The sequence below is a fragment of the Streptomyces sp. CC224B genome (genome assembly GCF_030010595.1).
Taxonomy (GTDB): domain Bacteria; phylum Actinomycetota; class Actinomycetes; order Streptomycetales; family Streptomycetaceae; genus Streptomyces; species Streptomyces longispororuber.
This window is the reverse complement of record NZ_JASCXL010000048.1, coordinates 49,798-68,335: the sequence shown is the minus strand read 5'-3', so window position 1 is coordinate 68,335 and position 18,538 is coordinate 49,798. Positions and strand designations below refer to the sequence as shown.

Below are 18,538 nucleotides of genomic sequence, written 5' to 3'. Positions count from 1 at the left end.
GCGCCGCCCTGCGCAGGCCCGCCGCGGCCTCGCTGTGCGCCGCCGCCTGGCTCGCGGGCACCGCGGAGTTCGCCCTGGCCCGCATCGCCCCCGGCCCCCGCACCCCCGATGAGACCGCCACCATGGCGCTGACCAGCGTGCTCATCCCGCCCGCCGCCACCTGGCACTGGCTGCGCGGGCAGGTCGTCCACCGCGCCACGCCGCCGCTCGGGCCGCACGAGCTCGCCGGGCCGCCGCCGCGCGCACCGCGCCGGGCGGCCGGGGAACGGGTGCGCCCATGACGCGACCCGCCACCCCGCACCCGCCCGAAACCTGCGGGCCCGCCCCGCCCGGCCCCTGGCTGTTCGACGGGCCCGCGGCGCCCCGCCCCGCCCGCGGCGGGCCGATCGCGGCGGTCCTCTTCGACCGCGACGGCACCCTCGTCGTCGACGTGCCGTACAACGGCGACCCGGCGCGGGTCGCGCTGATGCCGTCGGCGCGCGCGGCCGTCGCGGCGGTGCGCGCCGCGGGCGTCCCCGTCGGCGTGGTCAGCAACCAGTCCGGTGTCGCCCGCGGCCTGCTGACCCGCCGTCAGGTGGAGGCGGTCCGGGACCGGGTGGAGGAGCTGCTCGGGCCGTTCGCCGTGTGGGCGGTGTGCCCGCACGGCCCCGGCGACGGCTGCGGCTGCCGCAAGCCCGCGCCCGGCCTGGTCCTCGCCGCGTGCGCCCGGCTCGGCGTCCGCCCCGCGCACGCCGCCGTCGTCGGGGACATCGGCGCCGACGTCGCGGCGGCCCGCGCCGCGGGCGCCCGCGGCGTGCTGGTGCCGACCCCGGTCACCCGCCCCGAGGAGGTCGCCGCCGCCGGCACCACGGCCCCCGACCTGCTCACGGCGGTACGCCTGCTCCTTTCCCCGCCCCGCGCCACGCCACCGGGCTCCCCGACCGGCACCGCCGCCGTCACCTCCCCCGACCGAGCGGCGGGTGCGTCGTGACGAGCGGAGCCCGACCCCTGCCGCGGACGCTCGTCGTCCGCCTGGACAGCGCCGGTGACGTGCTCCTCGCCGGTCCCGCCGTGCGGGCCGCGGCGGCCGGTTCCTCGTACACCGCGCTGCTCTGCGGACCGCAGGGCGCGCAGGCCGGGCGGCTGCTCCCGGGGGTGGACGAGGTCCTGGTGCACGACGCGCCCTGGGTGGGCCTCGAACCGGCGCCGGTGTCCCGCCGGGAGACCCTGGACCTGGTGGATGCGGTGGCGGCCCGCCGTTTCGACCGGGCCCTGGTGCTGGTCTCGTACCACCAGAGCCCCCTGCCGATCGCCCTGCTCCTGAAGCTGGCCGGGGTGGGCTGGACGGCCGCCGACAGCGAGGACTACCCGGGCGCCCTGCTCGACCTGCGCCACCACCGGCGGCCCCGCCGCCACGAGGCCCTCGCCGCCCTCGACCTGGCCCGCGCCTGCGGCTTCGACCTGCCACCGGGCGACGACGGGGGACTGCGGGTGCAGGCGCCGCCCGACACCACCTCCCTCACCGGACCGGAGCCGTACGTGGTGTTCCACCCGGGGGCGGCGGTGCCCGCGCGGGCCTGGAGCCCCGAGCGGGCGGTGCGCGCCGCGGCCGCCCTGCACGCCGCGGGCCACCGGCTCGTGGTCACCGGCGGCCCCGGCGAGCGGGACCTCACCGCCAAGGTCGCGGGGGAGCACGGCCTGGACCTCGGCGGCGCGACCGACCTGCGGCGGCTCGCGGGCGTCCTGGCCGGCGCGCGGGCGGCGGTGACCGGGAACACCGGCCCCGCCCACCTCGCCGCCGCCGTGGGCACCCCGGTGGCCTGCCTGTTCGCGCCGGTGGTGCCCGCCGAGCGCTGGCGCCCCTTCGGCGTGCCGCACGTGCTGCTCGGCGACCAGGCCGCGCCGTGCGCACAGAGCAGGGCCCGGCACTGCCCGGTGCCCGGTCACCCCTGTCTCGACGGGGTGGACGACGCGGAGGTGCTCGCCGCGGTGGCGGCCCTCGCGGCCGGCGCGGACGGCCGGGCCGGACCGGCCGCCCGGCCCCGTCACGGCGCACACCCGCCGCCCCCACCGGGCGGCCACCCCGACACGGAACGAGGAGCGAGCATATGAACATCCTGCTGTGGCACGTGCACGGCTCCTGGACGACGGCGTTCGTCCAGGGCCCCCACACCTATCTCGTTCCCGTGACGCCGGGGCGCGATCCGGACGGGCTCGGCCGGGCCCGTACGTTCGCCTGGCCCGACTCCGTGCGGGAGGTGACCCCCGAGGAGCTGCGGGACACGCCCGTGGACCTGGTCCTGCTCCAGCGGCCGCACGAGGCGGCGCTCGCCGAGCGCTGGCTCGGCGGGCGCCGCCCGGGGCGGGACGTGCCCGCCGTCTACCTGGAGCACAACGCGCCGGACGGCGACGTCCCCGGCACCCGGCACCCGTGCGCCGACCGCGCCGACCTGACCCTCGTGCACGTCACCCACTTCAACCGCCTGTTCTGGGACAGCGGCTCCACCCGCACCGAGGTGATCGAGCACGGCATCGTCGACCCGGGGCACCTCTACACCGGACGGCTCGACCGCGCCGCCGTCGTCGTCAACGAGCCCGTCCGCCGCGGCCGCCACGTCGGTACGGACCTGCTGCCCGCCCTGTCCGAGGCGGCGCCGCTCGACGTCTTCGGGATGCGCACCGAGGGCCTCGCCGCGCACCTCGGCATAGCGCGGGACCGGTGCCGCACCGCCGACCTGCCCCAGGCCGAGCTGCACGCGGCGCTCGCCGAGCGCCGCTTCTACCTGCACCCGGTGCGCTGGACCTCCCTCGGCCTGTCGCTCCTGGAGGCCATGCACCTGGGCATGCCGGTCGTCTGCCTCGCCACCACGGAGGCCGTCGAGGCGGTGCCGCCCGGCGCGGGGACGCTGTCCACCCGCCCCGACGTCCTGGCCCGGGCCGCCCGGCACTACCTGCGGGAGCCGGAGGCCGCCGCCGAGGACGGCGCCCGCGCCCGGCAGGCGGCCCTCGAACGGTACGGGCTCAAGCGCTTCCTGCACGACTGGGAGCGCGTGATGACGGAGGCACGCTCATGACCCCCTCGCTCGACTCGCTGGGCCCCGGCCCCTCGGGCGCCGGCCCCCTCGCCACCGGCACCTTGTCGATCGCGCTCGTCTCGGAGCACGCGAGCCCCCTCGCCACCCTGGGCGGCGTCGACGCGGGCGGCCAGAACGTCCACGTCGCACGCCTGGCGGGCGCGCTCGCCGACCGGGGCCACCGCGTCACGGTCTACACCCGCCGGGACGACCGCGACCTGCCCGACCGGGTGGCGCTGCGGGCCGGCGTGCAGGTGCACCACGTGCCCGCCGGGCCGCCGGAACAGCTCCCCAAGGACGAACTCCTGCCCTACATGGCCGACTTCGGCCGCCACCTGGCCCGGGTCTGGCGGCGGCGGCCGCCCGACGTGGTGCACTCCCACTTCTGGATGTCGGGGCTCGCCTCGCTGCGGGCGGCACGGGAACTGGGGCTGCCGCTGCTGCACACGTACCACGCCCTGGGCACCGTGAAGCGGCGGCACCAGCGGCGGGCCGACACCAGCCCGCCGGAGCGCGTCGCCTGCGAGACGGAGGTGGGCCTCGGCTGCGACCGGGTCGTCGCCACCTGCCGGGACGAGGTCGGGGAACTGGCCCGGATGGGCATCCCCGCCGCCAAGGTCAGCGTCGTGCCGTGCGGCGTCGACACCGAGTTGTTCACGCCGCGCGGGCCCGTCGCGGAGCGCGGCGCCTCCCCGCACCGGCTGCTCCAGCTCGGCCGGCTCGTCCCGCGCAAGGGCGCCGCGGTCACCGTCGCCGCGCTCGCCGAGCTGCCCGAGACGGAACTCGTGGTCGTCGGCGGGCCGCCGCCCGACCGCATCGGCACCGACCCCGAGGCGCGCCGGCTGCGGGAACTCGCCCGCGAGGCCGGGGTGAGCGACCGGGTCCGCTTCACCGGGGGCGTGCCCTGCGAGGACGTGCCGCCACTGCTGCGCAGCGCCGACGTGGTGGTGTGCCCCGCGGACTACGAACCGTTCGGCATCGTCCCGCTGGAGGCCATGGCCTGCGGCAGGCCGGTCGTCGCCAGCGCGGTGGGCGGACAGCTCGACACCGTCGCCGACCCCGCGACCGGCCGCCTGGTGCCGCCGCGCGACCCGAAGGCCCTGGCCCGCGCCGTCGCGGAGCTGCTCGCCGACCCGGCCGCGCGGGAGGCGTGCGGGGCGGCGGGCCGCCGCCGGGTCCTCAGCCGGTACGGCTGGAGCAGCGTCGCGGCCGCCACCGAGGCGGCGTACTGCACGGTCCTCGACCCCCAGCCCGCGGTGACCGGGGTGGTCTGACCCGGGGCACGCCATCCGCGCTCCCCGGCCGTTGTGGGCGGTCCACGCCGGGCGGTCCGCACCGGGCCGGGGAGCACCGACGCACCGACGCACCGACGCCCGAAGGAGGTGCGGGTCCGGCCGCCGTCCCCCGCGACGGCGGCACACCCGATCAGCATGACCGAACCCTCTGCGCCCTCCGCGCCCACAGCACCGTCCGCGCCCACAGCACCCACCGCCCCGCCCGCGACCACCGCCCCGCCCGCGACCACCGCCCCGCCCGCGACCGCCGCACCGGCCGGGACCTCCGCACCCGCCGGGGCCTCCGTGCCCAACGGGGCCTCCGTGCCCGCCGGGACCTCCGCGGCCGCCGCGCTCTCCGCCCTCGACGCCGCGCACGTGCACTGCCGCGCGCTGGAGCAGGCCCTCGGCCGGTTCCGGCGCGACGGGCTGCAGCGGGTCGCCGCGTGGGGCGGCCGACTGGCCGCGGTCCTGCCCTCCGGCGGGCGGCTCCTCGCGGCAGGCAACGGCGGCAGCGCCGCCCAGGCCCAGCACCTGACCGCCGAACTGGTGGGCCGCTACCGCCAGGAGCGGCCCGCGTACTCGGCCATCTCGCTGCACGCCGAGACGTCCAGCGTGACCGCCATCGGCAACGACTACGGATTCGACCACGTCTTCGCCCGGCAGGTCTCCGCCCACGGCCGCCCCGGGGACGTGCTCCTGCTGCTGTCCACCTCCGGCCGCAGCGCCAACCTGATCACCGCCGCCGTGACGGCCCGGGCCGCCGGACTGCGCGTCTGGGCGCTGACCGGACCCGGCCCGAACCCCCTGGCCGACGCCGCCGACGAGGTGCTGTGCGTCGACGCCGACAGCACGGCGGCCGTGCAGGAGACGCACCTCGTCGCCGTGCACCTGCTGTGCGAGTGCTTCGACGCTGCCCTCGCCGCCCCGCCCACGGGAGCGGTCGCGGGCCGGGCCGTCGCCGCCGTCCACCAGGGGGCGTCATGACCACGGCGAAGCCGCTCGTGGTCGTCGGTGACGTCCTGCTCGACGAGGACATCGAGGGCGTCGCGACCCGGCTCTCCCCGGACGCCCCCGCCCCCGTCGTCGACGTCACCGCCGACCGGCGCCGCCCCGGCGGCGCGGGTCTCGCCGCCGCGCTGGCGGCCCGGGACGGCCGCGCCGTGGTCCTGGTGACGGCCCTCGGCGACGACCCCGCCAGCGACGCCGTGCGCCGGGCGCTGCGGGGCCGGGTCCGGCTCGTGGAGCTGCCGCTGCACGGCACCCTGCCGGTGAAGACGCGCGTCCTGGCCGGCGGCCGCCCCCTGGTCCGGATCGACCGGGGCGGGGGCACGCCCGGCACACCGGACGACCAGGTGCGCGACGTCCTCGAACGGGCCCACGCCGTGCTCGTCGCCGACTACGGCCGCCACACCGCCCGTGCCGTCCGCGCCCACCTGGCCGCCGTCGCCTCCCGTACGCCCCTGGTGTGGGACCCGCACCCCAAGGGGGACGCCCCCGTCCCCGGCGCGCGGCTCGTCACCCCGAACGCGGCCGAGGCGCGTGCCCTGTGCACGGGCGACGGCGACTCCCTGCGCGCGTACGCCGAGCGCGGCCGGGAGCTGGCGGACCGCTGGCAGGCGGCGGGCGTCGCCGTGACGCTCGGCGCCCGCGGCGCCCTGCTGGCCCGGCCCGGCACCGGTACGCCGATGCTGGTGCCGCCGCCCTACCGGGCCACCGGCGACCCGTGCGGCGCGGGCGACTGCTTCGCCGCGACGACGGCCGCCGCCCTGGCGGACGGCGCGCTCCCCGAGGAGGCGCTCCAGCGGGCCGTCGCGGAGGCCGCGGAGTTCGTGTCGGCGGGCGGGGCGGGCAATCCGGGGCTGTGGTGCACGGCCTCCGGGGCGGATGCGGGGGCCGGGGCCGGGTCCAGACCGACGCGGAGTTCCGGGTCCGGGTCCGGCCCCTCGGGCGCCTTCGGGGCCGACGCGTTCGCCCTCGCCGAGCGCGTCCGCGCGCGCGGCGGCACGGTGGTGGCGACCGGCGGCTGCTTCGACCTGCTGCACGCCGGCCACGTCGGCCTGCTGGAGAGCGCCCGCCGCATCGGCGACTGCCTCATCGTGTGCCTCAACTCCGACGCGTCGCTCGCCCGCCGCAAGGGCCCGGGGCGCCCGCTCAACCCCGCCGCGGACCGCGCCCGCGTCCTCACCGCCCTCGGCAGCGTGGACGCCGTCGCGGTCTTCGAGGAGGACACGCCCGAGGCCCTGCTGCACCGGCTGCGCCCCGACGTGTGGGTCAAGGGCGGCGACTACTCCGTGCAGGACCTGCCCGAGGCCCGGGCCCTGCGCGCCTGGGGCGGCCAGGCCGTCGTGCTGCCCTACCTCGACGGCCGGTCCACCACCCTCCTCGCGCGCCGGGCGGCCGCCTCGGCCGCGGCCCCGGAAGGCAGGTCGTGACGTGACCGCGGCGAACCGGCGGCGGCCGGGCCCGGCCGCGCCCGACGGCACGGCCCCCGGGCGCCCGCGGGTCCTCGTGCTGCGCGCCCTCGGCCTGGGTGACCTGCTGGCGGCGGTGCCCGCGCTGCGGGCCCTGCGGCGGCACCTGCCCCGGCACGAACTGGTCCTTGCCGCGCCCGGGCGGCTGTCCGCCGCGGCCGCCGCGACCGGCCTGGTGGACCGGCTGCTGCCCGCCGCCGCCCCCGGCCGGGCGGTGCCCGGAGAACTGCCCTGGACGGGGCCGGAGCCCGACCTCGCCGTGGACCTGCACGGCAACGGCCCGCCGAGCCATCTGCTGCTCCAACGGCTGCGCCCCCGGCGGCTGTTCGCGTACGCGCACCCGGGGACGCCCGACATCGCGGGCCCCGTGTGGCGGGACGACGAGCACGAGCGGGACCGCTGGTGCCGGCTGCTCGGCTGGTACGGCGTCCCCGCCGACCCCGGGGAGGTGGCGATCCCGCGGCCCGAGGCGCCCTCCCCGGCGCCCGGCGCCGTCGTGGTGCACCCGGGCGCCGACGCCGCCGCGCGCCGCTGGCCGCCGGAGAGGTTCGCGGCCGTGGCGGCGGAACTGCGCCGCCGGGGCCACGAGGTGGTGGTGACCGCGGGGGCGGGGGAGGAGGACCTGGCGCGCGCCGTGGCCGAGGCGGCGGGGCTGGAGCGGGGGGCGGTGCTCGGCGGCGCGGCGGACGTACCGTTCGGCGTCCTGGCCGCGCTCGTGGCACGGGCCCGCTGCGTGGTGGTGGGGGACACCGGCCTCGCCCATCTGGCGACGGCGCTCGGCACGCCCTCCGTGGTTCTCTTCGGCCCGGTCGCCCCGCGGCTGTGGGGGCCGCCGGACCACCCGCGGCACCGGGTGTTGTGGCACCCCGGGGGCGACGGCTCACCCCGCCCCGGGGACGCCCACGGCCCGCGGCCGGACGCACGCCTGCTGCGGATCACCGTCGAGGAGGTCGTCGAGGCGGTGGAGGAACTGCCGGAGCCGGAGCCGGAGACGGAGCTGGCGACGGAGGCGGAGACGGAGACGGAGCGGGCCACGGCCGGGGTGGCGACACCGGCCCGGCCGTACGCCCAGGCCCCCGCACCCGTCCCCGGGCGCGCCCCCTGAGGGAAGTACGGACGCATCCGCGTGACCGGCCGGGGCGGGCCGTCCGGTCAGGCGGCCGTCCCCAGGACGGGCCGGTCCGCGCCCACGCGCTCCCCGGCCCGCAGGACCACCGTCGTGGCGGTCCGGCGACGGCGGAGCGCGTGGCCCGCGCCGATCGAGGCGACGATGATCAGCCCGCCGGCCACGAGGGCGCCGCGCGCCCCCGCGAGCTCCATGAGGAGGCCGAGCGCGGGCGGGCCCGCGAGCCCCCACACCGTACGGATGCTGCCCCACACGCCGAGCACGCGCCCGCGCAGGTGGGCGGGCGGGTCGGTCTGCAGCACGGTCGTCCCCGCGGTGTCGGAGACGGACTCCACGACGGCCATGGGCAGCACGACCACCAGCAGGACGGCGAGCGACGGCGAGAGCGCCGCGACCATCTGGAGCAGGGCGCCCGCCGCGGCCAGCGTGCCCACGAGCCGCACGGAGGGGCTGCGCAGCCGGGCGCCGAGCACGGCGCCGACGATGCCGCCGACGGCGAGGACGGTGGAGACCGTGCCGAACGCCCCGGCGCTCCCGGCGAGGGGCCCGGTGACGAGCACGGCCAGGGTCAGCCCGTAGTTCCGGCCGAAGACGGCGCTGATGCCGGTGATGCCCGCGAGCGCGACCAGCCGGGGACGGCGCAGGAAGAAGGCCAGGCCCTGCCGCACGGTCATGTCCGGCTCGGCGGGGTGCGGGGCCTGCTCGCCCCGGACACCGTCGCCGCCGCCGTGCGCGGGGGCCGCGCCGGCGCCCCCGACCGCCTTGCAGGCCGGGCGCAGGAAGGGGATGACGGCGGCGACGAAGAGGAACGACACGCCGTTCGCGGCGTAGGCGGCGGCCGTGCCGAGGAAACCGACGGTCACACCCGCCAGCGCGGTACCGGCGAGCCGGCCCGCGTTGGACACCAGCGAACCCACTCCGATGGCCGAAGGGACGTCCTCTTTCCGGACGAGGTCGTTGCCGAGCAGGGCGCACGCGGGCCCGTCCACGGTGGCGATGACGCCCGTGACGGCGGCCAGCACCATCAGCACGGTCAGGTCGAGCCGGCCGACCGCCACGAGGGCCGCCGTCACGAACGCGACGGCACCGAGCAGGGCCTGGCTGACGGCCGCGGTCACCTTCCGGGGCCAGCGGTCGACGGCGGCGCCGCCCGCGAGGCTCATGAGCAGCGCGGGCGCGGCCTGGACGGAGATGGACAGGCCGGTGGCGGCGGCGGACCCGGTGATCTGGAGGACCAGCAGGTTCTGCACCGTGAGCTGCATCCAGGTCCCGGCGTTCGACACGAAGTTCGCCAGCGACCACCAGCGCATGCTGCGGTACCTCAGCGACCGCCACGGCGAGTGCGAGTCGGGGGCGGGCGCGGCGGGGCCGGTGGCGTCCGCGACGGCTTCGGCGACGGCGGCGGGGACGGCGCCGGGAGCGGGGACGGGCCCGGACACGGGCAGGGGGGAGGGCACGGGAACAGCGGGGGAGGAAGGCACAGTGACGTTCTCGGAGGACGGGTCCGAAGACTCGGCGGGGAGGTCCGGGAGCTCGGAACACCGGCTGCGCTGCGCGGCCCGCTCCTCGGGGATCTGTCTGGCGCCGTACCACCGGCGGGGCATCACCCGGCTCACCGGCTCGGGGACCACTCGTGGTACTGCGTCGACCATGGTGGCAGACGGTTCCAGGGAGCCGCGGCCCGAGCGTCCTCGCCCCCCGCCCCGCACGCCCCAACCGCCGTGCGGCGCAAGAGATCCGGCACTTCGGGTGGGCTTGCTCACAGGCTCCGGGAGCGGGCCGCCGGCCACGGCCGGAGGCCCGTACGGCGTGACGGCCGCCACAGCTCCGCGCCGCCCCGGGCCCGGTCCGTCCCGGCGTGCCGGACCCCGCGCTCCGGGTCACAGTGGGAGCAGCGTGGCGCGGTTGCCCGGCGTGGACCGCGCCGACCGGCACGAGGAAGGGCTGAGGTGGCGGCATGGACGGCGGAGTGCGGGTGGACCTCCACGGCAAGCGGGCGCTGGTGACCGGCGGGGCCCGGGGGCTTGGCGCGTCGATCGTGCGCCGGCTCGCCGGGGCGGGCGCGGACGTCCTGGTGGCCGACGTCCGCAAGGACCTGGCGTACGAACTCTGCGAGGACCTGGCCGAGCAGGGGCGCTCGGCGCGCCTCGTGGAGCTGGACGTGCGCGACCCGGCCGCGGTCGCGGAGGTCTTCCGCGACCTGGAGGACGCCGGGGAGGCGGTGGACGTGCTGGTCAACAATGCCGCCGTCGACGTCTCCAAGCCCATCGAGCACCTGACGGCCGACGAGGTGACCCGGGTGATCACCACCAATCTGCTCGGGCCGATGTACCTGTGCCTGGAGACCTACCGGCGGATGGTCGCCCGCGGCGGCGGCCACATCGTCAACATCCTCTCCACGGCCGCGAACCGGACCTGGACCGAGGCGGGGCCCTACGCGGCGGGCAAGACGGGCCTGCGCGCCTTCACCCACACGCTGTTCAAGGAGGCCCAGCGGGACTGCACGGGCATCGGCGTCACCGGGATCATCGCGGGCGGCATGGAGACACCGTTCATCCTGGAGCGGTTCCCGGACGCCGACGTGTCGATGCTCCAGAGCCCGGACATCGTGGCCGACACGGTGCTGTACGCGCTGTCGGTCCCGGTCGGCAGCGCGGTGTCCGAGCTGGTCGTCGTCCCGCGCAAGGAGCCGTCCTGGCCCTGACGCGCCCGCCAGGACCGCGCGGACCCGCTCCTCGGGCCGGGCCCACCCGCACCGACCACCGCGGTCGGACCGCCCCGCCCGGACCACCCCGCCCGCTCCGCTGCCACCCCTCTGTCCGTCGTCCCCGTCTGTCCGTCGTCCCCGTCGCCGGGGGAAGGAAGGACGCTCCCATGGGCTCCACCAGGACGTTCCCCGCCGCGCCCGCGGCCCGGCCGCCCTGGGGCCGCGCCCTGGTGACCGGGGGCGCCGGGTTCCTCGGCTCCCACCTGTGCGAGCGCCTGACCGGCCTGGGCGTCGCCGTCGACTGCGTCGACAACCTGTCGACCGGGCGGGCCGAGAACATCGCGCCCCTGGCCGCCCGCCACGGCTTCCGGTTCCTGGAGCACGACCTCACCCGGCCGGACAGCGTGGCCGCGCTGCCGGGCCCCTACGACCTCGTCCTGCACTGCGCCTGCCCCGCCGCGCCCGCCGACTGCCGGCGGCTGCCGCTGGAGACGCTCGACGCCGGCAGCGCCGGGACGCGCCACGCCCTGGACGTCGCCCGGCGCGACCGCGCGCGGCTCCTGTTCGCCTCCACGTCCGCCGTCTACGGGGACCCGCTGGTGTCCCCGCAGCGCGAGGACTACCGGGGCAACGTCGACCCGGTCGGCCCGGACAGCGCCCGCGCCGAGGCCCACCGGTTCGCCGAGGCCCTGGTCACCGCCCATGTCGCGGCCCACGGCACCGACGCGGGGATCGTCCGGCTCTTCGGCACCTACGGGCCCCGGATGCGCGCGGACGACGGCCGGCCGGTCCCCGCCCTCGTCGCCCGGGCGCTCGCCGGGGCCCCGGTGACCCTCGCGGGGGACGGGCGCAGGACACACTGCCTGTGCTACGTCGACGACGTGGTCGACGGGGTGCTGCTGGTGGCCGCGAGCCGCTCGGTGCGGCCCGTGAACCTCGGCGGCGGCGACGTCGTGACCGAGGCGGAGCTGGCCCGCCGGGTGATCGAGCTGACCGGCTCGACGTCACGCGTCATGTGCGTCGGCGCCGCCGACGGCGGGCCGCGGGACCACCTGCCCGACACCGGTCTCGTCCGCGAGCTCTTCGGCTGGGCCCCGGTGACCGGGTGGGAGGAGGGGCTCGAGCGGACCATCGGCCACCGCACCGGCCCGGCCCTGGACGGCGGGCCGGCCCCCGGGCCGTACGAGGACATCGCAGCGCGCTCGGCCGCCGCCGGGCCGGGCCCGGGGTGCCGACCGTGCTGACAGGGGTGCCGCGCAGGCGGTACGACCACGCCCGCCGCCCCTGCGGGCCCGCGCCGGGGACGGCGCCCGCAGGCCGGGGGGAGGGGTCCCGGTGAAGGCACTCGTGGTCTGCGGGGACGACTTCGGCGGCGTGCTCCTGGCCGGTCCGGCCGTCCGGGCCGTCGCCGCCCAGGCCTCCCCGGTGACGCTGATGACCGGGCCGCGCGGCGCGCCCGCCGCCCGGCTGCTGCCCGGCGTCGACGACGTCCTGGTGGGGGAGGTGCCCTGGGAGGGCGCCCGCCCGCCCGCCGTGGAGGACGCGGACACCGACGGCGTGGTGCGGCGCGTGCGCGAGGCGGCGCCCGACGTGGCGCTGATCCTCGCCCCCGACGGCGCGAGCCCCCTGCCCGCCGCGCTGCTGCTGCGGATGGCGCACGTCCCCCGCATCGGTGCCGCGTGCGACGAGCCCGCCGGGACCCTCCTCGACGTCCACCACCGGCGCCCGCCGGACCGGCACGAGGCGCGGGCCGCCCTCGACACGGCCGCCGCCCTGGGCTTCCTGCCCCGGACCGGGGACGACGGCCGGCTGCGGGTCCTTCCGACGCCGGACACCACCGCCCTGACCGGCAACGGGCCGTACGTCGTCCTGCACCCGGGGGCGGGCGCCGCGGCCCGCGCCTGGAGCCCGGACCGCTGCGCGGAGGCCGTCGAGCTGCTCGCGGACGCGGGCCACCGCGTCGTCGTCACCGGCGGCCCGGACGAGACCGCCCTCACCCGGCACGTCAGCGGGGCCACGGCCGTCGACCTCGGCGGCCGTACCGACCCGCGGCACCTGGCGGGAGTGCTGCGCGCCGCCGACGCCTTCGTCGGCGGCGACACCGGGGTCGCGCACCTGGCCGCCGCGACCGGCACCCCGGTCGTCTCGCTGTTCGCGCCGGTGTTCCCCGCGGAGCGGTGGGCGCCCTACGGCGTGCCCGGCGTGCTCCTCGGCGACCAGGGGGCCGCCTGCGCGGGCACCGGCGCCCGCCACTGCCCCGTGCCCGGCCACCCCTGCCTCGACGAGGTCACGCCCCAGGACGTGGTGAGCGCCGTGCACAAGCTCCTGAGGGCAGGCGCGTGACCGGCGACCGGCCCCGCGCGGGCACCCGTGCTTCGATGGCCGCATGCCCCTCTCCGTCGGCACCTCGGGATGGCAGTACAAGGACTGGCGCGGCGTGCTCTACCCGCAGAAGCTGCCGCAGCGGCTGTGGCTGGAGGAGTACGCGCGGGCGTTCGCGACCGTCGAGAGCAACAATGCCTTCTACCGGCTGCCCACGCGGGAGAACTTCGCCGCCTGGCGCGACCGCACCCCCGACGACTTCGTCATCGCGCTCAAGGCCAGCCGGTTCCTGACGCACGTCAAACGGCTCCGCGAACCCGAGGAGCCCGTGCGGCGGCTGCTCGACCACGCCGAGGGCCTCGGCGACCGCCTCGGCCCCGTCCTCCTCCAGCTCCCGCCCACCCTCCGGGCCGACCCGGCGCTGCTCGACGGCTGCCTGCGCTGCTTCCCCGCCGACGTGCGCGTCGCGGTCGAATTCCGCCACGCCTCCTGGTGGACCCCCGCGATCCGCTCCCTGCTCGACGCCCGCGGCGCCGCCCTGTGCTGGGCCGACGTCGGCTCGCGGCCCGTCGCGCCGCTGTGGCGCACGGCCGGCTGGGGCTACCTGCGGCTGCACTCGGGCCGCGCCCGCCCCTGGCCGCGCTACGGCAGGCAGGCGCTCGCCACCTGGGCCCGGCGGCTGACGGACACCTGGTCCGACGCCGAGGACGTGTACGTGTACTTCAACAACGACCCGGGCGGCGCCGCCATCGACGACGCCACCGCGTTCGCCGCCGCCGCGCGGACGGCCGGCGCGACCGTGACGCGGACCCCGCCACGACGGCCACCCGCACCGGACGGCGGGTGAGGCCACGCCCCGACGCCCCCCCTCGTAAATCCAGTTGAGGACCGCGGGCGCGCACGCGTACGTTACGTCCTGTGACGGAACCCTCACGGCCCCGGGGCGAGGGGCCCGACCTCCGGACCGACCTACCCGGGCTGGTCCTGCGGCCGCTGACGGTGGACGACGCCGACGCGTACTACGCCCTCCTCGACCGCAACCGTGACCACTTGGGCCGCTTCGGCGACTACCAGGCGGAGCGCCGCGCCACTCCCGCCTGGGTGCGCGCGCACCTGCGCGAGGACCCCGCCCCTGGCCTGCGCCACGGCATCCGCCTGCACGGCGAGCTGATCGGCCGGGTCGACCTGATCGCCGTCGACCCGCCGCGCTACGGCACCGGCTACTGGCTGGACGCCGCCCACCTCGGCGCGGGCCGCGCCACGGCCGCCTGCGCCGCCCTGTACGCGTACGCGGCCCGCGCGTTGGGCGCCACCGACATCTACGCGGGCGTCACCCACGGCAACCACCGCAGCGTCGCCCTGCTGACCCGGCTCGGCTTCGAGCCGGTGGCGGACTTCGCGGACTACACGCGCTTCCACTGGTCGCCCGCCTAGCCCCGGACGGGGGCACTCCACCGGTGCGGGCGGCGTCCCGGACGGTCCCACCCGTCCGTCTTGCCGCCAATTGCGGCCCGATGGGCGTTGTGCGCACCCCTCGCTTTGGTGCCGGAGGACTTGGTGAATGGCTCCGCCGGTGGATCCCGGGACGGGTGCCGACCATGCTGGAAGAGCGGAAGGGAAACAGCCGGACGGCATCGGCCGGGACTTTTCCGGTATTCCTCAGTCTGAAATTCCCAGGAGAATCCATGAAGTCTGTCCGCGCGTTCGTGGTCGCTGTCCTCTGCGCCCTCACGGTCGGCGCCGTCGCCGGAACCGCTGCCGCCGGCACCGCCCGCGCCGACTCCCGGCCGGCGACCGCCATCCTGCTCAACGGCGACAGCGGCTGGGGATGACCTGCGGATACGCAAGGGAAAGCCGGCTCGTGATGGGTTCCCGGAGCCTGCCACCGCAGGAGACGGAACGCGGAAATCGTACAGAGAGAGGGCGCCCGAATCCGTGAGCAACAAAGTGCGGGAAGCAGTCCGCGACATCTGTGACCGGGAAAGAGAACCGCTCGGACGGGCCGTGTACGGGGACCCCCACGGGGAGACCGGCCGGCGCGTGAACGGCGGTCCGCGCCCCGCCGGAAAGAAGCAGAACCCCAGACCCCCGCTGCGCGACCGCGCGGCCCGCGGCCGACCGGAGCAGCCGGCCCCGGCCCCGGCGCAGGGGAGCGCCGCAGCGGTTCCCTTCGCCGAGCTCCTGAAGCGCCATCGGGGCCGGTCCGGACTGACCCAGCAACAACTCGCGGACTTCGCCACGTTGAGCGTCCGGGCCATCCGGGACCTGGAGAGCGGCCGGGTGCGGCGGCCGCGGCGGGAGAGCGTGGGGCTCCTCGCCGACGCGCTGCGCCTCGGCGACCCGGAGCGCCTGCAACTGCACGCCGCCGGGGGAAGCCCGGCGGACCACCGGGGCGCGCTGTTCACGCTGCCCGCGCCACCCGCCCCGCCCGGCGCGCTGGTGGGCCGGGAGGCGGAGTTGCAGGTGCTGCTCGACCAGGTGACGGTGCACGGCCACCGCCTGGTGAGCGTGGTCGGCATCAGCGGCATCGGCAAGACGCACCTGGTCCTGGAGGCGGCCAGGGTGCTGCGTGCCCGGGGCCGGCGGGTCGTGTGGCACTCCCTGGCGGGGGACCGCCCGTGCTGCGGCGCGGCCCCGGCCGCCGACCGGGGCACCGGTGAGCCGCCGGCGGGCGCCACCGGCCTGACCGACGACATCGCCGGGGTGATCGGCGAGAGCCACGAGCTGCTGGTGGTCGACGGCGACGACGCTCCGGGGCCCGGCCGGGTGGACGTCGCCGCACTGCTCCGGCGCTGCCCGAACCTGAGCGTCGTGGTGACCGGCCTGGCGCCGCGCCACGTGCCGGGCGAGCGCGTACTGCCGCTGACGCCGATGGCCGTGCCGGAGGAGGCGCCGGACCACGACCACGCCCGGCTGAGCGAGGTCGCGTCCGTGGCGCTGTTCCTGTCCCACATGCGCCGCTCACGGCCGGGGTTCCGGCTGCGGCAGGACAACGCGGACGCGGTGGTGCGGCTGTGCCGACGGCTCGACGGCGTACCCAGGGCGCTGGAGTACGCGGCGGGCTGGTGCCTGGTGTACTCGCCGGAGGTCCTGCTGGCCCGGGCCGGCCGCGACGCGCACCTCCTCTCCTCGCCGGCGGGCTGCGCCTGCCAGAACCTGCTGCGCTCCCTGGCCCGCAGCGTCGACGTCGTGGCCGAGCGCCACCGCCACGTCCTCGCCGAGGTGGCGGACCGGCCGCACTGGACGGTCGCGGACATCGCCCACCTCGTCCCGGACCCGGCCGCCGCCCTGCACGCGCTGCTGATCCACGGCCTCGTGCGGCCGGCGGGCGCCCACCTGCCGGAGCAGTTCACGGCGCTGGAGCTGGTGCGGCTCCTGTACGCGTAGGACCGCGCCCCGCCCCGGGGCCCCGACGGCGGGCGGGGGCCTGGCCGTTGAGACTGCCGCTGGTTCTGCCTGTCGGGGCCCGGAACGGCTCTTACGTTCTACCCGTATCCCTTGGCGGCCGACGAAAGGAACGGGACATGGTCACCTGCCCCGAATGCGAGAGCGCGGTGGTTCCCGCCGGAACACCGGTGATCGGCGAGATCGTGGAGTGCGGTGAGTGCGCCAGCGAACTGGAGATCCTCACGCTGGACCCGGTACGCGCCGCGCTCGCCCCGGAGATCGAAGAGGACTGGGGCGAGTGAGCCGCGCCGTGCCCCTCGCCGTACTCGCCTCCCGGGTACGGGCCAGCGAGAAGAGCATCCTCGAAGCCCTCGGGCGCAGGAGGATCGCCCACCAGCACATCGACAGCCGTCAGTGGTGGCACCAGCTCGGCGACCGCGGCCCCCGCCCGACCGTCCTGAACAGGGAGATCGGGCTCGCCAGGGCGACGTACGCGGCCCACGCGCTGGAGTCGGCGGGAGCGACGGTGGTCAACTCGGCGCGGGCCACCGAGCTGTGCGGGGACAAGTGGCGCACCTCCGCGGCGCTGGTCGAGGCCGGGCTCCCGACGCCGCGCACGGCCCTCGCGCTGACCCCGGAAGCGGCGCTGACGGCCCTGGAGACCCTCGGCTACCCGGCCGTGGTCAAGCCCCTCCAGGGCTCGTGGGGACGGCTGGTCGCCGCGCTGCCGGACCGGCGGACCGCGGAGACCGTCCTGGAGTACGTCGCCGCACTGCCCTCGCCCCAGGCCCGGATCGTCTACCTCCAGGAGTGGATAGCGAAACCGGGGCGGGACATCCGGGTCGCCGTGGTGGGCGGCGAGGCGCTCGCCGCGACCTACCGGCGCAGCGAGGACTGGCGGACCAACGTGGCGCGGGGCGCCGTGAGCGAACTCTGCGCCCTCACACCGGACATCGCGAAACTCGCGGTCAGGGCCGCACAGGCCGTGGAGGCCGAGATCGCCGGTGTCGACCTGATCGAGGACGGGACGGGAGAGGTCCTCGTCCTGGAGGTCAACCACGGCGTCGAGTTCTCCGGCCTCCAGCAGGCCCTCGGTGACACCGTCTCCGTCGCCGACCGCATCGTCGACCACCTCCTGACGAAGGAAGACCCATGCTCCGCGTAGCGATCGTCGGGGCGTCCGGCTACATCGGCGGCGAACTGCTCCGCCTGCTGCACGGCCATCCGCGGGCCACGGTCGTGGCCGCCACGTCCGACCGCCTCGCCGGGCGCCGGGTCGACGGCCCGCACCCCAACCTGCGCTGCCACACGGACCTGAGCTTCGTCGGCCACGACGCCGTGGAGCACGTCGACGCCGACGTCCTCTTCCTGGCCGCCCCCCACCGGGAGACGATGGGAAGGATGGCCGGCTTCCTGAAGCTGGCCGAGACCGTCATCGACCTGTCCGGGGACTTCCGCCTGCGCGACCCCGACACGTACGCGTCGTACTACGGGGTCCCGCACGCCGCACCGCACCTCATCCCCGGATTCACCACCGGGCTGCCGGAGTGGCACCGCGCCGAACTGGCCGCCGCCGACCGGATCTCCGTGCCCGGGTGCATGGCCACCGCCGGCATCCTCGCGGTCCGGCCGCTGGCCGAGGCCGGTCTGATCGAGGGCCCGGTCCAGGTGGACGCCCGCACCGGGTCCAGCGGGTCGGGGGCCTCCGGCGGACCCGCCGCCGCCCACGCCGAACGCAGCGGCGCCCTCCGGGTGTTCGCCCCCTCCCGGCACCGCCACGAGGCCGAGATCGCCCAGGCCACGGGGCACACCGTACGGATGACCGCCACCGGCGTCGAGGCGGTCCGCGGCGTGCAGGTGGTGTGCCACGCGCGACTGGCGTCCGGCGCCTCGGAGCGGGACGTCCGGGCCGCGTTCCGCGCGGCGTACGAGGACGAGCCGTTCGTCCGGGTCGTCGCCCGGCGCCAGGGCCTGTACCGGCTGCCGGAGCCGAAGATCCTGACGGGCTCCAACCACTGCGACGTCGGCTTCGCGGTGTCCGCGGACGACGGCACCGCGGTCCTCGTCGGCGCCCTGGACAACCTGGTCAAGGGCGGCGCCGGCGGCGCCGTGCAATGCCTGAACGTCCGCTTCGGCTGGCCGGAGCGGACGGGACTCGAATTCCCCGGACTGCACCCGAACTGACGTGAGGTCGA

General features: G+C 77.5%; 18 protein-coding genes and 1 pseudogene. 18 read left to right on the top strand and 1 reads right to left on the bottom strand.

Features of this window, described 5'->3' with window-relative positions; translation table 11 throughout:
• The 8 genes and pseudogenes from QK440_RS20390 to QK440_RS20355 form a co-directional block, all read left to right on the top strand.
• Positions 1-281, top strand: a pseudogene (locus QK440_RS20390) (transferase); the annotation flags it as partial.
• A complete protein-coding gene (locus QK440_RS20385) occupies positions 278-970 on the top strand; it encodes an HAD-IIIA family hydrolase (RefSeq protein ID WP_282794592.1) in 693 nt (230 codons plus the stop codon). The pseudogene QK440_RS20390 and the gene QK440_RS20385, both read left to right, overlap by 4 nt.
• Positions 967-2,091 (top strand): glycosyltransferase family 9 protein, encoded by a 1,125-nt coding sequence (locus QK440_RS20380; protein ID WP_349239302.1) that lies wholly within the window; start codon positions 967-969, stop codon positions 2,089-2,091. Before QK440_RS20385 ends, QK440_RS20380 begins: the two co-directional genes overlap by 4 nt.
• Positions 2,088-3,053, top strand: a complete 966-nt coding sequence (locus tag QK440_RS20375) for a glycosyltransferase (protein ID WP_282794591.1) — start codon at positions 2,088-2,090, stop codon at positions 3,051-3,053. The genes QK440_RS20380 and QK440_RS20375 overlap by 4 nt, the downstream gene beginning before the upstream one ends.
• Positions 3,050-4,327: a glycosyltransferase gene (locus QK440_RS20370; RefSeq protein WP_282794590.1), complete on the top strand. Its 1,278-nt coding sequence runs from the start codon at positions 3,050-3,052 to the stop codon at positions 4,325-4,327. The genes QK440_RS20375 and QK440_RS20370 overlap by 4 nt, the downstream gene beginning before the upstream one ends.
• A 324-nt stretch (positions 4,328-4,651) precedes the next feature.
• Positions 4,652-5,314: an SIS domain-containing protein gene (locus QK440_RS20365; RefSeq protein ID WP_282794593.1), complete on the top strand. Its 663-nt coding sequence runs from the start codon at positions 4,652-4,654 to the stop codon at positions 5,312-5,314.
• Complete coding sequence (gene rfaE2 / locus QK440_RS20360) at positions 5,311-6,762, top strand: D-glycero-beta-D-manno-heptose 1-phosphate adenylyltransferase (RefSeq protein WP_282794589.1); 1,452 nt, start codon at positions 5,311-5,313, stop codon at positions 6,760-6,762. The genes QK440_RS20365 and rfaE2 overlap by 4 nt, the downstream gene beginning before the upstream one ends.
• A gap of 1 nt (position 6,763) precedes the next feature.
• Positions 6,764-7,906, top strand: a complete 1,143-nt coding sequence (locus tag QK440_RS20355; RefSeq protein ID WP_282794588.1) for a glycosyltransferase family 9 protein — start codon at positions 6,764-6,766, stop codon at positions 7,904-7,906.
• Between the two features lie 47 nt (positions 7,907-7,953).
• Here the strand turns inward: QK440_RS20355 and QK440_RS20350 are convergent, their stop codons facing one another.
• A complete protein-coding gene (locus tag QK440_RS20350; protein ID WP_282794587.1) occupies positions 7,954-9,384 on the bottom strand; it encodes an MFS transporter in 1,431 nt (476 codons plus the stop codon).
• A gap of 500 nt (positions 9,385-9,884) precedes the next feature.
• Between QK440_RS20350 and QK440_RS20345 the strand changes: the two genes are divergently transcribed.
• The 10 genes from QK440_RS20345 to argC all read left to right on the top strand — a co-directional run bounded on the left by QK440_RS20345 (position 9,885) and on the right by argC (position 18,527).
• A complete protein-coding gene (locus QK440_RS20345; protein WP_282794586.1) occupies positions 9,885-10,631 on the top strand; it encodes an SDR family oxidoreductase in 747 nt (248 codons plus the stop codon).
• A gap of 170 nt (positions 10,632-10,801) precedes the next feature.
• Positions 10,802-11,878: an NAD-dependent epimerase/dehydratase family protein gene (locus QK440_RS20340; protein WP_282794585.1), complete on the top strand. Its 1,077-nt coding sequence runs from the start codon at positions 10,802-10,804 to the stop codon at positions 11,876-11,878.
• A gap of 91 nt (positions 11,879-11,969) precedes the next feature.
• The gene (locus QK440_RS20335) at positions 11,970-12,977 is read left to right on the top strand and encodes a glycosyltransferase family 9 protein (RefSeq protein WP_282794584.1); all 1,008 of its coding nucleotides are present in this window, start codon (positions 11,970-11,972) and stop codon (positions 12,975-12,977) included.
• Between the two features lie 43 nt (positions 12,978-13,020).
• Complete coding sequence (locus QK440_RS20330) at positions 13,021-13,803, top strand: DUF72 domain-containing protein (RefSeq protein WP_282794583.1); 783 nt, start codon at positions 13,021-13,023, stop codon at positions 13,801-13,803.
• A 71-nt stretch (positions 13,804-13,874) separates the two neighbouring features.
• Positions 13,875-14,390 carry a GNAT family protein gene (locus QK440_RS20325; RefSeq protein WP_282794582.1) on the top strand — a complete coding sequence of 172 codons (516 nt, stop codon included), beginning with the start codon at positions 13,875-13,877 and terminating at the stop codon, positions 14,388-14,390.
• A gap of 251 nt (positions 14,391-14,641) precedes the next feature.
• The gene (locus tag QK440_RS20320; protein ID WP_282794581.1) at positions 14,642-14,788 is read left to right on the top strand and encodes a hypothetical protein; all 147 of its coding nucleotides are present in this window, start codon (positions 14,642-14,644) and stop codon (positions 14,786-14,788) included.
• A 208-nt stretch (positions 14,789-14,996) separates the two neighbouring features.
• Positions 14,997-16,343 (top strand): helix-turn-helix domain-containing protein, encoded by a 1,347-nt coding sequence (locus QK440_RS20315; RefSeq protein WP_282794580.1) that lies wholly within the window; start codon positions 14,997-14,999, stop codon positions 16,341-16,343.
• Between the two features lie 137 nt (positions 16,344-16,480).
• A complete protein-coding gene (locus tag QK440_RS20310; RefSeq protein ID WP_282794579.1) occupies positions 16,481-16,645 on the top strand; it encodes a lysine biosynthesis protein LysW in 165 nt (54 codons plus the stop codon).
• Positions 16,642-17,508: a RimK family alpha-L-glutamate ligase gene (locus QK440_RS20305; protein ID WP_282794578.1), complete on the top strand. Its 867-nt coding sequence runs from the start codon at positions 16,642-16,644 to the stop codon at positions 17,506-17,508. Before QK440_RS20310 ends, QK440_RS20305 begins: the two co-directional genes overlap by 4 nt.
• A complete protein-coding gene (gene argC / locus QK440_RS20300; protein WP_282794577.1) occupies positions 17,496-18,527 on the top strand; it encodes an N-acetyl-gamma-glutamyl-phosphate reductase in 1,032 nt (343 codons plus the stop codon). Before QK440_RS20305 ends, argC begins: the two co-directional genes overlap by 13 nt.
• Positions 18,528-18,538 lie beyond the last annotated feature (11 nt).